The organism is Glycomyces niveus, from assembly GCF_017592475.1.
GTDB classification, from domain to species: Bacteria; Actinomycetota; Actinomycetes; order Mycobacteriales; family Micromonosporaceae; genus Glycomyces; species Glycomyces niveus.
This window is the reverse complement of sequence record NZ_JAGFNP010000001.1, coordinates 600760-616158: the sequence shown is the minus strand read 5'-3', so window position 1 is coordinate 616158 and position 15399 is coordinate 600760. Positions and strand designations below refer to the sequence as shown.

Here is a 15399-nt window from a genome sequence, read left to right as displayed (position 1 = left end):
CTGGTCTTTCATTCGAATCACTGCATGCATCCGGGCAGCGGCCACAGCTGCACATCAGGAGATCTGCTCGAACGCGTGTTTTTATCGATACAGTCTTGAGCTTCATCGCCTCATAGCGACTTGCGCACCGCCACCGCCAATTCCTGCGCCGCTGCCGCGTCCGCATCGGCAATGCCCACGCCGTAGCGGAACCGGACTGCTTCACCATTCGGAATGGTCAGTTCCTCGCTGAAGAACGGGGCGGGGTTGAGGCAGGCGAACTCCTCGCTCCGGGCGAACCACTGCGGCGGGTGGTGCGGGTTCGACGGGTCGTCGACCATGAGCACCAGCGAGGTGGCGTCGATGTCGTCGTGGCGTCCGGCGAAGCCCATCCACTCGTGGCGCTGGCCACGCATGTCGTTGCCGGAACCGGAGCCCTCGGCGGTGACGAGCCGGCCGCCCGTGAACGCGCGCGGGCCGCGCCAGAACAGGCCGCCGTAGCCGGCGTTCTCGCGGCCCTTCGTCGTCGGGGAGCCGATCGCGAGGTCCGTACCGGAGACGTTGCGGAGCACGGTTTCGAAGGTCAGCATCCAGGCCTCGGATGAGAGCAGACGCGCGCTCAGCGCGCGGCGCTCGGTCAGCCAAGGCGAGCCGTCCTGGGTGTTCCAGTCCAGTTCGTGGACCAGTTCGGCAGTCCCGTCCACCTGCTCCATGCGCGTGAACCGCCGATGCAGCTGGGTGCCGTTGTTCTCCAGCTGCACATAGAACCGCCCGTGGACGTAGGTCGGCCCGCCCCAGAAGTTCTCCTCCCCCACATGCGGCAGCGACAGGGCGATGCCCTTGTGCCACACGTGGTCCCAAGGCCGGTTCAGGCTCACCAGGTGACCGGCGCGGGTGCGGATCGGGTGCAGGTACGGCTTGGGCGACTCCAGTTGCGGCGAGTCGGGCCGGTAGACGTAGCGGAACAGCTCGGTCTCGCCGTCGCCGACGGTCACCGCGCTGTCGATGTCGTGGCGGATGTCGAGGCGGCTCATGCGGAGGTCTCCTTGATCGGCGCCCACGGCACGACACCGCCGTCCATGCTGCGGTTGAACGGGTCCGAGCCGGCGATCTCGCCGGCCGAGACGGGGCGGCCCTGGAAGGCCGAAGCGTAGGTGGCGGCGGCGAACTCCAGCGTCCGGCGCGCCTCGGCGAGGGAGACGCCCGGTTCCGTCCCGGCCGCGATCGCGTCGAGGACCGCCTCGATCTGGAGGCGGTGGCCGCTCTCGGGATCGGGCTCGTCTCCGGCGAACCACAACCTGGCGAGGTCTTCGCTCCCGGGCGCGGCGGTGAAGCGCCAGTGCGCCTGCCGGTAGCCGTAGAGGTGCTCGAGTTCGACGGTGGCGTGCTCGAAGTCGAACCGGAGCCGGGAGGTCTCCCGCGGCGACACGACCGAGTTCACCACGGTCGCCATGGCGCCGTTGTCGAAGCGGGCCAAGGCCATCGAGACGTCCTCAGTGTTCGTGGGCCGGGACAGCCGGGCGGCCATCGCGGTGACCTCGCTCCAGGGGCCGAGGATCGACAGGAGCAGGTCGAACTGGTGAATGCCGTGGCCCATGGTCGGCCCCCCGCCTTCGACCTCCCACCGGCCCCGCCACGGCACCGCGAAGTAGGCGTCGTCGCGGTACCAGAGCGTCTCGCAGGTCGCCACCAGCGGCCGCCCGAGCACACCCGAGGCGACCAGGCGCCGGAGCCGGATCGCAGCCGGACCGTACCGGTGCTGGAACACCGTCAGCACCGGCACCCCGGTCTCGGATTCGACTTCGGCGAGCTCGTCCAACTCGGCCAGACTCAGCGCGGTCGGCTTCTCGACAAGCGCCGGGACCCCCGCCCGCATCGCCGCGATCGCCAGCGGCACATGGGTTCCCGGCGGCGTGCAGATGTGCGCCAGGTCAAGCCGCTCCTGCTTCAGCATGGTCTCGGCGTCGCCGTATACGGCGCCGACAGGGAAGCGACCGGCGAACGCCGCGGCGCTGGCCGGATCGATCTCGGCCACGGCCGCCAGCTCGGCACCGAGTTCGGTCAGGGCGTGGGCATGGGCGTGTGCGATGCCGCCGGCGCCGATGATGCCGCAGCGAAGCGGGGGTCTGGGGACAGGCATGGTGCTCTTCTCTACTCGGGCCGCAGGTCAGGCGGCGGCGTCGATTTCGGACTTGAGTTCGTCGATGAAGGCTTCGGCCGCTTCCTGCGGCGTGCGCTCGCCGAACATGACCTCTTGGGTGTAGCGCTGGATCATCGGGTCGAAGCCGCTGCCACCGGGCGGGGTGACCACCACGGCGGGCCCTGCGGCGGCCGACTCGATGTAGTCCACGGCCAGCCGCCCGCCCTCGTCGAGGTCGGCCGCGACGTGCTCGCGCATGGCCGGGTTGGCGGGAATCCCGCGCTCGGTCCCGAGGATGTCGGCGGCGGCCTCGTGGTTGACGAGGAAGTCGATGAGGGTCGCGGCCTCGGCCGGGTGCTCGCTCTGGGAGGAGACCGCCCAGTACATCGAGGGCTTGATGAAGTTCGCGGCGGCCTCGGCGTTGCCGGGCAGCTGGAGCAGTCTGAGGTCGGCGCCGCTGGCGGCGAGCAGCGGCGTGATCTGCGTGTTGTAGCCGAAGCCCATGGCGATCTTGCCGGTGGCGAGGCTGCCGCCTTCGATGCCGGCGCTCTGGCTCTCAACGGATTGGGCGGCGCTCTCGATCCCGCCGCTCTCGGCCAGGCCCAGGTTGTACTCCCACAACGAAGCCAGGACCGCCGGGTCGAGGGTGACGTCGCCGTTCTCGCCGTAGAGCTCGTTGCCGTGCAGTCGCGCCCAGTAGCGGATGCTGCCCGCGTCGGTGCCGCCGGTGAGGCCGGAGCCGTTGATGGCCCCGCCGCTCTTCTCGGTGAGTTCGTTGGCGATCGCGGCGTAGTCGTCCCAGGTCCAGGTGGTGTCGTCGGGCAGTTCGACGCCGTACTGGGCGAAGAGGTCGGCATTGACGACGCTCGCGAGCATGCCCGCGCCGATCGGGATCGCGTACTGCGCGCCGTCGATCTGCCCGGTCTCGAGGGTCGCCGCCTCGAACCCCGAGGTGTCGAGGAAGTCGCTCGTGTCGGCCAGGTCGAGCAGGGTGCCCCGGTCGCCGTAGGAGGCCAGGTAGAGCTCGTCCATCTGGATCACGTCGGGCGAGTCGTTCGCGGCGGTGGTGGTCGCGAGGGCGTCCCAGTACCCGGCCCAGTCCTTGAACTCGCCCTTGACGGTGATGTTCGGGTGCTCCTTCTGGAACGCGGCGATGGCCTGGTCGGTCAGTTCGGCGCGGGTGTCCGCGCCCCACCAGGTCATGCGGATCGTGACCGGCTCGTCGCTCAGTTCAACGTCGCCGCCACCGCCGGTGCCGCAGGCGGCCAGGCCGGGCAGGGCCACGGCGGAGGCGCCGAGTCCCTTGAAGATGAGTCTGCGTTGCATGGGATTGCTCCTTTGTGAAGGGTTGCGGTGAAGGGTTGCGGCGGTTCACTTGCCGCCGGTGGTGGCGATGCCCCTGAGCAGGAATCGCTGCCCGAACAGGAACACCAGGAAGATCGGGACGAGTGAGACCACGCTCATGGCGAGCGCAGCGCCCCAGTTCGTGCCGGACTGGGCGTCGACGAAGGCGCGCAGCGCCAGCGGGACGGTGTAGATGTCCGGGTCGGTCAGGTAGATCAGCTGGGAGAAGAAGTCGTTCCAGGTCCAGATGAAGGTGAAGATCGCAGTGGTGGCGAGCGCGGGGACCATGAGCGGCAGGATGATCTGGGCGAAGATCCGCGGATGGCCGGCGCCGTCGATGCGGGCGGCCTCGTCGAGTTCGATGGGGACGCCGCGGATGAACTGGACCATGAGGAAGACGAAGAACGCGTCGGTGGCCAGGAGTTTCGGCACGATGAGCGGCAGGAAGGTGTTGACCCAACCGAGCTGGGCGAACAGCACGTACTGCGGGACGATGATGACGTGGATCGGCAGCATGATCGTCAGCAGCATGATCGCGAACCACCACCGCTTGGCGGTGAACTCCAGGCGGGCGAAGGCGTACGCCGCCATCGAGCACGAGACCAGGTTGCCCACGATCGCACCCAGGACCACGATGGAGGAGTTGACCAGGTAGACGCTGAACGGATCGGCGAAGGCGTTCCAGCCCTCCGCGTAGTTCCCGGTCTCGAGGTCGTTCAGCAGCAGGCTGGGGTCCCGGAAGATGACGTCATTGGGCCGCAGCGAGCTGACGACCATCCACAGCACCGGATAGAGCATCACCAGCACGCATAGGATGAGCAAGGCGTGCTTCATGATCGAGCGGACCGGTTGGAAGCCGCTCCGGGACCGTCGCGTCGGGGCCGGATTCGGTCCGGGCTGCGTGGCCTCGGGGGCAGTCTTGGCGAAGGTGTCAGTCATTGTAGAAGACCCAATACTTCGAAGCCCAGAAGTTGATGGCGGTGAACGCGCCGACGATGAGCAGCAGCAGCCAGGCCAGGGCCGAGGCGTAGCCCATGTCGAAGTTCCCGAACCCGCGCTGGTACAGGTACAGCGTGTAGAACAGGGTCGAGTCGGCCGGGCCGCCGGTGCCCCCGGAGACGATGAACGCCTGCGTGAACGACTGGAACGCGTGGATGATCTGCAGGACCAGGTTGAAGAAGATGATCGGCGTCAGGAGCGGCAGCGTCACCGACGCGAACTGGCGCCAGCGGCTCGCGCCGTCGACCGAGGCCGCCTCGTAGTACATGCGCGGGATCTGCCGCAGGCCGGCCAGGAAGATCACCATCGGCGAGCCGAACGTCCACACGTTCAGGGTGATCAGCGTGCCCAGGGCGGTCTCGGGTTCGGAGATCCAGCCGCGCCCCTCGATTCCGAAGAGTGCGAGGCCGTCGTTGAACAGGCCGTCAGCGCCGAACACCATGCGCCACAGGACCGCGATCGCGACGCTGGCGCCCAGCAGCGAGGGCAGGTAGAACATCGAGCGGTAGAACGCCAGGCCCCGCACGCCGCGGTCCAGCAGGATGGCCAGGCCCAGCGCGAGCCCCAGCTGGACCGGGACGGACACGAGGACGTAGGTGAACGTGACGCCGAGGGACTGGTGCAGGCGCTCGTCGCCGAGCATCCGGGTGAAGTTCTCCAGCCCGTTGAACTCCGCGGGCTGCAGCAGGTTGTAGTCGGTGAAACTCAGCGCGAGCGAGGCGGCCATGGGGCCGAGCGTGATCGCGAACAGGCCCAGGAACCACGGCAGCAGGAACCAGAACGCCGCCTTGTTCTGCCGCTTGGCGGTCGAGCCGCGACCGCCCAGATTGCGCAGTTCGGCGGTGGCGCTCATTGACCCGCCTCCGGCGGGCTCGCGGTGCCCGTGCTGCGGGCGGGATCGGGGACCGGCATCGGCGCTCCTTTGCGTCTCGAAATAGTGATCGTTCACTATTTGCGGTTGAGCCTAAGATAGTGAACGATCACCCTTGTGTCAAGATGAACATCGGCATCAGTGAGAGGAACCCGAACGGATGACCGAGCGCTCCACCGAACCGAGGCGGCCGACGATCAAGGAGGTCGCGCGCCTGGCCGGCGTCTCCCACCAGACCGTCTCCCGCTACCTGCGCTCCAGGAACGGCCTGAAACCGGACACGCTCTCGCGCATCGACGCGGCCGTCAGCGAGCTGAACTACCGCCCGAACCTGGTCGCCAGGTCGATGAGGACCCGCCGGACCGGTCGCCTGGCGGTCCTGCTCCCGACGATGTTCTACAACCCCGCCCGGATGCTCCACGGCGCCACTGAGGCCGCCCACGAAGCCGGCTTCTCCGTCGAAGCCGTCAGCGTCATCGGCGACGTCGAGACCAGGACCGAGCGGATGCTCGAGATCGTCGGGACCGGGCAGGTCGAGGGCGTTCTGGCACTGGCCCCGATCTCCCCCCGGGCCGGAGACCAACTGCCGCAAGGAGGGACGATCGTCGTCGCGGCCGACTTCGACGACCAGATGCGCGGCATCGGCGAACTCGCCGACGCCTCACCGCTGGTCGCCATCATGGAGGGCCTGGTCGAGTTCGGACACCGCCGGTTCTTCCATGTGGCGGGGAACCTGCAGTTCGCCTCGGCGCGGGCCAGGAAGGCCGCCTACCTCGAGACGGTCGAGCGACTGGGCCTGGAGTCCGCCGGTGTCGTCGACGGCGACTGGTCGGGCAAGTCGGGATACGACGCGGTGCACTCGCTGTCGGACGAGCAGATGCCCACCGCCATCGTCGCGGCCAACGACATCGTGGCCTCGGGGGCGATCCGCGCCCTGGTCGAGCGCGGCCTGGACGTTCCGGGCGACGTCAGCGTCACCGGTTGGGACAACAACGAGGCATGCCAGTACCTGCCGCCGGGCCTGACCAGCGTCGAGCTCAACCTGGAGGGCCTGGGCCGCAACGCCATGCTGAGCCTGGTCAAAGCAATCTCCGGTCGCGAACTCGAGCCCGCCCCGCGTCCTCTGCAGCACGTGATCTGGCGCGAATCGACCGGCCCGACGACGTGCCGCTGACAGCCCGGGCACACTCAGGTCCCCGAGTTCCGTTCCGTCGCAGCCCGGGCGAGATCGGCCAGTCGCGCGGTGAGCACAGGAACGTAGAACTCGGTCATGCCGGCGATGTTCGGATGCGTGCCCGTGCCACCAGTGCCCGGGAAGCCGCCGACAAGACCGTCGAACGTGTACGCGACACGGTGGCTTTCGATGCGGGTGTCGAGTGACGCGTCGGCGAAGACGTCGGCTACGGCCACACCCCACTTCTCAGCGGCCTCCAATGTCACCGCCCGCAGGGCGAGCTGGGTGCCCCAGTCGCGCGAACCCAACTTGTGGACGGGAACGTAAACCAGGCTGGCGGTCGGCCACTTCTGCTTTATCGCGTGGATGGTCGCCTCGAACGATCCGGCGAAGGTGCCGGTGTCGAAGCTGCCGGGGTCGTACGAGCCGCCGACGGCGCCGATCTCGTAACCGTCCAGTTCATGGAGCGTGAGCGCGTCGTTCGTGCCGCCGTCGAAGACGACGACGTCAGGGGCCTGCGAGCTTGCCGACCGGACCTGGGTGAGGATCTTTCCGGAGGAGGGACCCGAAACCGGCCCCACGGTCGCACCGTTCACCGCGTACTTGGTCAGCGCCATGCCTTCGCGTTCGGCCACCAGGTTCACGAACCCACGCGAATAGCTGTGGCCGTATACGATGCTGTCGCCGAAGGCATAGACCGACGTTCCGGCCAAAGCCCCTTCGGCGGCGTGGTCCGGCCGCGCGAGCCGGAAGTTGTCGATCGACTGCACCCCGGTCCCGTAATAGTTGCAGGCCACGAACTTCGCCAGGCGCTCGCCCGTGATGGCCCCGGTACCGGAGGCCATCACCCGCGGCGACGCCTCTTTGGTGGCGATCGAGTACTGGACCCGGCCGAGGGTGAAGTCCATGTGCAGGTCCACGGTGTACCACTTGGTGCGGTCGAAGCCGGTTTTGATCCAGGTCGGATTGAGGGAGTCGGGCGCTGTGGCCGAACTCGAGTCGGGACCGGTGAGGCCGTAACGGAGTTGCGAACCGGTCGCCGCGATCGCGAAGACGAGGCGTCCCGCGTCGTCGCGAAACTCAAGGCCGGTCTTCATCCCGTCGGAGGCGATCGAGGTCTTCCAGTCGAAGCGCAGGTCAAGTGTCTTCTCGCTCATGATCGACGGGTCGAACCGGCTGACCGACGTGGTGTAGTTGCGCATGTTCTCCGTGACTCTCAAGACGCCGCCGCCGACGCTGGCCCCGGTCGGAAAGCCGAAGTTCGCAGGCACGGTCTGGGTGCCGAAGCGCTCATCGATCAGCACCGTGCTCAAGGCATCGGCAGCTGCCGCCGGGTGCGGAGCGAATAGGAGCGAGAGGAGCAGGGCACCGGCGGCGAGCAGACTGACCCGTGTTCGCGGCCGAGAAGCGGCTCCGCGCTTGGCGATGGGCACTTCGGTCTCCCTTGGCGAGATGTCGCTGTCGGCCGCGAGCGCATGGAGCAAGCAGCACCCCGACGATGAGCCGGCTATGGACTCGAATCATGATGACAACGGTTCCAGAACCTGTCAAGCTGCAGCGCTTTGCAACCGGGATTGCCGTTCCCGTACGGAGCAGGACCTCTCCCCCGTAGCTCCCACCGGGTCTCCCGATTGGAGTCTCCCGCGACTCAGCGGTCTTCGACATGCTCCAGCATCGCGCTGCACCTGACGATGAGCCGCCCGGGCAGCACCACGTCTTCTGGAGCATCGGACATGAGGGACATTTCCAGAGCCGCCCTCCCGGCCTCCTCGAAGGGGAGTGCCACCGTAGTCAGCGCTGGAGTGACATCACGCGCGAGCGGGATGTCATCGACTCCGGACACCGCGATGTCGGTCGGCAGATCGAAGCCCAGACGCCTGAACTCGTTCATCGCGCCGATCGCGAGGACGTCGTTGCCCGCGAGCACGAGGTCCGGCCGCGGGTGCAGCTGCGCGAGCCGGTCTGCCGCCTCTCTGCCGCCGTCCCGGCTGAGCTCGCAGTGCTCGACGACCACCGAGCCCGGGTCAAAGCCCCGCTCGGACAAGCCCCGCAGGAACCCTTCGGCGCGGCAGTCGAGCGCCGGGTGCCCCGGAGTGGTCAGGACGGCGGCGCGGCGCCGGCCCAGGCCGCCCATATGGCGGCCGACGACCCTCCCGGATTCGAAGTCGTCGAAGCGGACCGCCGGAAACGGCGTGTCGTGCTCGCCGATGAAGACGACACCGCACCCGTCCTCGCGGAAGCGCTCGAGCTGAGGGAGGACCAGCTCCTTCGGGACATCAGCGAAGCTCGCACTCGTCACGACCAGCGCCCGGGGCCGCAATGCGCGCAGCACCTCGAGCGCCGTCCGGTGCGCGGCGGTGCCGCTTCCGGCCCCGGTGATGCTGACCAGTGCGCCGCGCTCCCGGCCGGCCGCCTCCATCCCGGCGGCGATCGCGGCAACGGACGCGGTCCTCGGATCGCTCGCGAGCAGGACGACTGCCGTCCGCCGCCCCCGCAACGCCCGAGCCGCCTGATTCGAGACGTAGCCGAGGGATTCCGCCACCGCGAGGACGCGCGCGGAAAGGCGCTCGCTCACGTGGAGATCACCGCCGTTGAGCACTCGGGAGGCCGTCGAGGGCGATACTCCGGCCGCCTGCGCGACGTCACGAAGCGTTGCCCGCTGATACGATCGCCGCACTCATCCTCCAATGTCGGACACGACCCCGTGTGCGCTCACCGACACCGGGAGGTGCTCGAGGAACGGGGCGGCGCACCCTGGGATGCACCCAGTGCCAGGATGTCATTGTGACCACCGACCCCGCCACCGACGACCGGTCCCCCGGCGTACCGAACCGGCCGTCGGCGGCCACCCTCCGTGACGTCGCCGAGGCCGCCGGGGTCTCCAAGGCCTCGGCCTCCCGAGCGCTCGACCCGGCCTCCCAGTACGTGTCGTCGAACATGCGCACGCGCGTCCTGGACGCCGCCGGTCGACTGGGCTACCGGCCGAACGCGTCGGCGCAAGCCACGACCACAGGCGCGACCGCGATGGTGGCCGTGCTCGTCTCCGACATCCGCGACCCTTACAACGCCGAGATCGTGCACGGCGTGATCGAGCAGGCGGGCGCCTCCGGGCTCGTGGCCACCTTCGCCGGGACGGACCACGCCATCGACGACGAGATCCGGGTCGTGCGGATGATGCGCAGTCTCAGGCCGCACGCCATGATCCTGACCGGCACCCGCAGCGGCTCGACCGTCTCGCGGTCGTCCCTCGAGGATGAACTCGCGCGCTACACGCACGAGGGGGGCCGGGTGGTGATCGCCGGAGACGACGAACTGCCCTTCGACACCGCGGTCGTCCCCCGTCTGCGCGGTGCGTCGGCGCTCGTCGACGAACTGTTCCGTCTGGGCTACCGCTCGCCCGCCCTGATCCGGCCCGACCGCGATTCGGCTGCCGCGCGCCGATGGGAGGACGGCGTCGTCGAAGCCGCAGAGCGGCACGGGATGCGGATCGAGCGCGGCGCCGTCGCGCGCGCACCGATGACCCGGGACGGCGGGTACGACGCGGCCGCCGACCTCATCGCGCGGCGGCCCGAGCACCTCGACGTCATCCTCGCCGCCACTGACGCGATGGCCATCGGCGCGATGACGGCGATGCGCGACGTGGGCCTCACTCCTGGCGCCGAGATCGGCGTCGCCGGGTTCGACGATGCCGTGGGCGCCGAGGACGTCACCCCGGGTCTGACCAGTGTGGACCTTGCCTTGGCGCGGGTGGGCGCCGCCTCGGTGGAGCTGGCGCTGACCGGTTCCGGCGACCGTCGAAGGATCGAATTCGAACCCCGGGTCGTCGTTCGGGGCACCACGCCCGTCCGTCCCCGCTGACACCGCGCCAGCGATGCGTGCGTTATGAAAGCGTGACTTAAATATTGATACATGTAGATTGACAGTTTCTGGAACCGTTGTCATTCTGATTCTGAAGTTCCACAGCGATCGCTCCGCATCTGCGCGGCCCTGCCCGGAGGCGGCGGCAGAAACGATCCGCTCACCGTCTGCACGTTCCGTATGCAGGACATCCCCCCGAAGGAGACCTCATGGCTTTCGATCCCGAACGCGTCAAACTCGCCCGCCGCGGCCTGTTGGCCGGCGGTGGCGCCCTCGCCCTGTCGGCATTCCTGGAAGCCCCCGTGTCCGCGGCCGAAACGCCCCCGAACCCGCTCGAGAAACCAGGCTGGATCCTCGACCGGCACGACGAGTTCAACACCGGCAGCCTGGACACGAACCTCTGGATCCCGAGATACCTGGAGTCCCGGACCACCGTCGAACGGTCCGCAGCGCGATACGGGTTCCGCAACGGCGCCCTCGTGCTCCGCATCGACGACGACCAGCCCACGTACTACAACGGCAACCCGATGAAGGTCTCGAGCGTCCAGACCGGCCAGCGAACGGACCTGCACAAGGACAACGCGTTCGACCACTCGATCCCCACCGACATGAAGTACACGCCGCAGTACGGCTACTTCGAGATCCGCGCGAAGAGCTCCGCGAGGAGCGGCATCCACACCGCGTTCTGGCTGACCGGCCGGCAGGACACGTGGGAGCAGCGCGGGGAGGTCGACGTCGTCGAGCACGCGGGCATCCACGGGAAGAGCAAGTTCAACTGGAACCTCTTCAAGTGGTCGGACCCGAACCTCTCGACCCACACCGAGCAGGTCGGCGTCGGATTCGACATGACCACGGAGATGCACATCTACGCGCTGGAATGGACCCCGACCCAGTTCAAGCTCTACATCGACAACGTCCTGACGCGGACCATCAACCAGTCCTTCACCTATCCGGCGGTGTTCTACCTGGGCATCTACGAGCACGCCGACTGGACCGGAACGGTCGACCCCAACGACCCCCGGCCGAAGGAGCTGGTCGTCGACTACTTCCGCGCCTACAAGCCCGCCGCGGACGCCGCCGACCCCCGCAGCGGCCAGACCTACCGGCTCCGCAACGTCGCCACAGGCCGGTATCTCGACTCGGGCGCCGCCGGCGCGGTCTCGCTGGAACCGGGAAGCACCTATGACGACCAATTGTGGACCCTCACCGAGCAGCAGCCCGGCTACTGGACGATCGACAACGTCCGGGAGGGCCGCGGCTACCTCGACACCGACCCGGACGGCAAGGTCATCTGGGGCGACGCCCGCGTGGGCGACGACACGCTCTGGGCAATCGCACCGGTCTCCGGCGGATTCCGGATCGACAACAAGCAGAGCGGCCGCGGCTACCTCTACGGGTCGGGCGCTTCGGTCGCGTGGAACGCCGGAGCGGCGGACGCGAACACAGTCTGGGCACTCGAACGGCGGTAGCCGGCCTTCGCAAACGCCTGCACCACAGCACATGACGTTCGAACATCACGATCAGACGGGAAGTCGAGAAAGGAGGGCTCCGAGTGAGTCCACTGAAGATGAGAGTCAGGGCCGCGCTGGTCGCGGTGATGCTGGCGGTGGGCGTATCGGTCACCGGTTGGTCGTCCCCGGCATCGGCCGATACGATGACGCAACGGAACGCGTCGCAGATCATCGCGGACATGGGCGCGGGCTGGAACCTCGGGAACAGCCTGGAGGCCAACACCAACGGCGTCCCGAATGAGACCGCCTGGAACAACCCGACGGTGACGCAGTCACTGATCGACAGCGTGCAGGCGGCGGGGTTCGACACGATCCGGATCCCGGTGTCCTATCTGAACCACATCGGGTCCGGCCCGAACTACACGATCAACGCCAACTGGCTCAACAGGATCCAGCAGGTCGTCGACTACGCCTACGACCAGGGCATGCACGTCGTGATCAACATGCACGGCGACGGCTACAAGACCGTCGGCAGTGCCTGGCTGATCTGCGACGCGTCGAACCAGACCGTGATCAAGGCCAAGTACAAGAGCGCGTGGCAGCAGATCGCAACGAGGTTCCGCGACTACGACCAGCGCCTCATCCTCGAGTCGATGAACGAGAACTTCGACGGGCAGTACGGCGCGCCGACGCAGCCCTGCTACTCGAACATCAACGCCTACAACCAGATCTTCGTCGACACGGTGCGCCAGACCGGCGGGAACAACGGTTCGCGCTGGCTCCTCGTGCCCGGCTGGAACACGAACATCGACTACACCACGGGCAACTACGGCTTCGTGATCCCGACCGACAACTACCGCAGCTCCGTCATTCCCAGCGGTGAGCGACGGATCATGATCTCCGTCCACTACTACGCTCCGTGGGACTTCGCCGGCGAGGAGAACGGCACCATCACCCAGTGGGGGCCGAACGCCACCAACGCTTCCAAGACGTCCACCTGGGGCCAGGAGGACTACATGGACTCGCAGATGAAGAAGACCTACGACGCGTTCGTCTCGCGCGGTTACCCGGTCGTCGTCGGCGAGTACGGCTCGATCGACAAGACCTCGCACGACTCGGCGAACAACCGGTACCGCCAGGACTTCGCACGCACCATGGTCGCGACGGCCAAGAAATACGGGGCCGCAACCATCTACTGGGACAATGGTGTCAACGGCCAGTACGGGTTCGGGCTGTTCAACCGGTCCTCGAACGCGGTGACCCAGCAGGGCATCGTCAACGCCATCATGAGCGGGCTCGATGCGCAACCGTCCGGGTCGACCCCGATCGTGGGCGCGGCGTCGAACCGCTGTCTGGACATCCCTAACGCCTCGACGGCGAACGGTACTCAGGCGCAGCTGTGGGACTGCAATCAGCGGTCCAACCAGCAGTTCACCCGCACGTCCGCCGGTGAACTGAGGGTGAGCGGCAAGTGCCTGGAGGCGTCGGGCTGGGGCACGGCGAACGGCACCAAGGCCGCGATCTGGGACTGCACCGGCGGCGCGAACCAGCGCTGGAACGTCAACTCCAACGGCACGATCACGAACGCCCACAACGGCCTCTGCCTGGACGCCAACGGGGCCGCCACCGCCAACGGCACCCCGATCATCCTCTGGACCTGCAACGGCGGCAGCAACCAACGCTGGACCCTCTGACAGACCTCCAGAAGCTGGAGTCGGTGAAAACGGGCCTCTGATTCGATGTTGAACTGATCCAGAGGCCCTTCCGGCACCCCACGAAGGTCACCCTGGACGAGGAGTGCAGTCATCAGCCGGGTGCGCTCCTCATCGGCGTATGCCCTAAGTAGTTGATGAGCGCCGATGCCATCGCGGGCTCCCGACCGCTACCGCTCCGGCTAGGGAACAAACGATCACCAATACGGCGGCGCTAATGTGCGAACCCCCGCTCCCAAAGCGGTTGCTCTTGGGTCAAGAGGACTCACCGTCTTCCTACTTTCGGCATCCGCGTCAGCGTCGCCGTTTGTGAGCTTCCTGAGCATTGCCTGCAGTTCGGCGATCTGGGGACTCGGCTCCTTTGCTACGGGTCTTGGCAAGGGCGGTGAGGGCGGTCTCGTCGGCGTTGTCGAGGGTGTGGAGGTAGCGTTCGGTGGTGGTGATGGAGGCGTGGCCGAGGTGCGCTTTGACGGTGGCGAGGTCGGCGCCTCCGGCGAGGAGCCAGGACGAGTAGGCGTGGCGGAGGCCGTGCATGCGGGTGTCAGAGGGCAGGCTGGCCCGTTTGAGGACGGGTTTGTTGCAGTGATCGGTGAACCAGCGCTTGGGAATGTGGCCGTCGGTGTTGACTTTGCGGCGCGGACGGGGCCGGTCCTGACCGGTGCGGCGGCGCCGGGACCGGTATTCGCTCATCGCGGCCCGGCAGTGCTGGCACCGGCATTTGCCGTCGGTGTAGGCGGTGAGGGTGCCGTGGGCGTGGATGCGGCCCTTGGCGTCCGGGCCGGGTATAGCCGAAGGTGCCCGGTGCTGCACCGAGCACCGGCGTCTTCGCGGGCGGGTCCAAGTGCTCGAAAGGGAACAGCAGGTCTTCGTCCCCGAGGCGGCGGGACTCGATGTGGGCGGCGATCTTTCCGGCGAAGGCCTTGTCGACTCTGACGTGCCGCAGCTCCCGGCCTTTGGGGTGGGCCTCCACGTGGAAGGGCTGGCCGTCCGGTTGGTTGCGTGCGGTGAGGCAGACGACGGCGCGGGCGAGAGTGAACACACCGGTGGCGCGGTCGAAGTCCCCCACGCGCAGTTCGGTCAGCTCGCCCCAGCGTATGCCGGTCTCGATCGCGCATTCGACGAGCAGGCGCGGCGTCCCTGCGGGGAGGGCCTCGAGGAACGCGTCGAGTTCGGCCGGGGTGATCAGGCGGACCGACCGGGAGGGGACGGGATCAGTCTTGACCCGGTGGCAGGGGTTGGAAGCGATGAGCTCGTCGTCGACGGCGGCGGTGAGCCGGCGGTTCGCCGCTGAGAGTCCGAGGTGCTTCAGCGTGGTCTGTCACTGCTTGATCGCGGTCGGCACGATGTAGGCCAGCGGGCAGTGGCCGAAGAACGGCATGATGTGGGCGCGGAGGGCACAGGTGTAGCCCTCGCGTGTAGACGCTTCGATGCGGTGGTTCGGCAGCCAGTACCGCTCGGCGTACTCTCCGAATCGGATGCCCCCGTCCGAGGCCGCGACAGCGCCGCCGTTCACGGGGGCCCGCGCAGCCAGCTTGCGGTTTGCTGGCGTGGTCGGGCTTGTGTTCGGTCAGGTCATCACCGGGCTTGAACCTGCGGCCCCTTGACTCATCACCGTTTCGAGTGAACTTCAGGTACGAATGCTGCCGTCATTCCGTGATAGCCCATATGACTTCATGCTGGATCGTACCGATCCGTCTGAGCAACAAAAACTGCAACAGGACACGGAAAACCCGGTCCCCCTGCAATAGGAGAACCGGGTTTGACCTGCGATTTCGCCGGTCGGGCTGACAGGACTTGAACCTGCGACCCCTTGACCCCCAGTCAAGTGCGCTACCAAGCTGCGCCACAGCCCGTTTTTTGCCGCGTTGTCT

14 protein-coding genes and 1 tRNA gene are annotated in these 15399 nt (G+C 67.5%); 5 read left to right on the top strand and 10 right to left on the bottom strand.

Going from position 1 to position 15399, the window contains the following annotated elements; all coding sequences use genetic code 11:
* Window positions 1–110 precede the first annotated feature (110 nt).
* The 5 genes from J5V16_RS02860 to J5V16_RS02840 are packed head-to-tail and all read right to left on the bottom strand — an operon-like array spanning window position 111 to window position 5315.
* Window positions 111–1013 (bottom strand): DUF6807 domain-containing protein, encoded by a 903-nt coding sequence (locus J5V16_RS02860; protein ID WP_208494464.1) that lies wholly within the window; start codon window positions 1011–1013, stop codon window positions 111–113.
* Entirely contained in the window at window positions 1010–2119 is a 1110-nt protein-coding gene (locus tag J5V16_RS02855) for a Gfo/Idh/MocA family protein (protein WP_208494463.1), read from the bottom strand. The genes J5V16_RS02860 and J5V16_RS02855 overlap by 4 nt, the downstream gene beginning before the upstream one ends.
* A gap of 27 nt (window positions 2120–2146) precedes the next feature.
* Window positions 2147–3445 carry an ABC transporter substrate-binding protein gene (locus tag J5V16_RS02850; protein WP_208494462.1) on the bottom strand — a complete coding sequence of 433 codons (1299 nt, stop codon included), beginning with the start codon at window positions 3443–3445 and terminating at the stop codon, window positions 2147–2149.
* A 45-nt stretch (window positions 3446–3490) separates the two neighbouring features.
* Complete coding sequence (locus J5V16_RS02845; RefSeq protein ID WP_208494461.1) at window positions 3491–4402, bottom strand: carbohydrate ABC transporter permease; 912 nt, start codon at window positions 4400–4402, stop codon at window positions 3491–3493.
* On the bottom strand, window positions 4395–5315 hold the full coding sequence (locus J5V16_RS02840; protein WP_208494460.1) for a carbohydrate ABC transporter permease: 921 nt from the start codon (window positions 5313–5315) through the stop codon (window positions 4395–4397). The genes J5V16_RS02845 and J5V16_RS02840 overlap by 8 nt, the downstream gene beginning before the upstream one ends.
* 178 nt (window positions 5316–5493) lie before the next feature.
* Between J5V16_RS02840 and J5V16_RS02835 the strand changes: the two genes are divergently transcribed.
* Window positions 5494–6507 (top strand): LacI family DNA-binding transcriptional regulator, encoded by a 1014-nt coding sequence (locus tag J5V16_RS02835; protein ID WP_208494459.1) that lies wholly within the window; start codon window positions 5494–5496, stop codon window positions 6505–6507.
* Window positions 6508–6521: 14 nt separating this feature from the next.
* On the opposite strand, the gene J5V16_RS25335 is transcribed toward J5V16_RS02835, so the two are convergent.
* Together J5V16_RS25335 and J5V16_RS02825 are read right to left on the bottom strand one after the other, a co-directional pair.
* Window positions 6522–7940 (bottom strand): SGNH/GDSL hydrolase family protein, encoded by a 1419-nt coding sequence (locus J5V16_RS25335; protein WP_208494458.1) that lies wholly within the window; start codon window positions 7938–7940, stop codon window positions 6522–6524.
* A gap of 215 nt (window positions 7941–8155) precedes the next feature.
* On the bottom strand, window positions 8156–9184 hold the full coding sequence (locus J5V16_RS02825) for a LacI family DNA-binding transcriptional regulator (RefSeq protein ID WP_208494457.1): 1029 nt from the start codon (window positions 9182–9184) through the stop codon (window positions 8156–8158).
* A gap of 107 nt (window positions 9185–9291) precedes the next feature.
* Here J5V16_RS02825 and J5V16_RS02820 point away from each other — a divergent pair, with 107 nt between their 5' ends.
* The 3 genes from J5V16_RS02820 to J5V16_RS02810 all read left to right on the top strand — a co-directional run bounded on the left by J5V16_RS02820 (window position 9292) and on the right by J5V16_RS02810 (window position 13510).
* Window positions 9292–10365, top strand: a complete 1074-nt coding sequence (locus J5V16_RS02820; RefSeq protein WP_208494456.1) for a LacI family DNA-binding transcriptional regulator — start codon at window positions 9292–9294, stop codon at window positions 10363–10365.
* Between the two features lie 209 nt (window positions 10366–10574).
* Window positions 10575–11834 carry a family 16 glycosylhydrolase gene (locus J5V16_RS02815; protein ID WP_208494455.1) on the top strand — a complete coding sequence of 420 codons (1260 nt, stop codon included), beginning with the start codon at window positions 10575–10577 and terminating at the stop codon, window positions 11832–11834.
* An 83-nt stretch (window positions 11835–11917) separates the two neighbouring features.
* On the top strand, window positions 11918–13510 hold the full coding sequence (locus J5V16_RS02810) for a cellulase family glycosylhydrolase (protein ID WP_208494454.1): 1593 nt from the start codon (window positions 11918–11920) through the stop codon (window positions 13508–13510).
* 312 nt (window positions 13511–13822) lie between these two features.
* Here J5V16_RS02810 and J5V16_RS24870 read toward each other — a convergent pair whose 3' ends face one another.
* Window positions 13823–14338: a tyrosine-type recombinase/integrase gene (locus J5V16_RS24870; protein ID WP_208494453.1), complete on the bottom strand. Its 516-nt coding sequence runs from the start codon at window positions 14336–14338 to the stop codon at window positions 13823–13825.
* A 31-nt stretch (window positions 14339–14369) separates the two neighbouring features.
* On the opposite strand from J5V16_RS24870, the gene J5V16_RS02800 reads away from it, so the two are divergent.
* Window positions 14370–14819, top strand: coding sequence for a hypothetical protein (locus tag J5V16_RS02800; protein WP_208494452.1), 450 nt, complete (start codon window positions 14370–14372; stop codon window positions 14817–14819).
* 27 nt (window positions 14820–14846) lie between these two features.
* Here the strand turns inward: J5V16_RS02800 and J5V16_RS24865 are convergent, their stop codons facing one another.
* Complete coding sequence (locus J5V16_RS24865; RefSeq protein WP_208494451.1) at window positions 14847–15041, bottom strand: tyrosine-type recombinase/integrase; 195 nt, start codon at window positions 15039–15041, stop codon at window positions 14847–14849.
* A gap of 266 nt (window positions 15042–15307) precedes the next feature.
* Window positions 15308–15381, bottom strand: a tRNA-Pro gene (locus tag J5V16_RS02790).
* Between the last annotated feature and the right edge of the window lie 18 nt (window positions 15382–15399).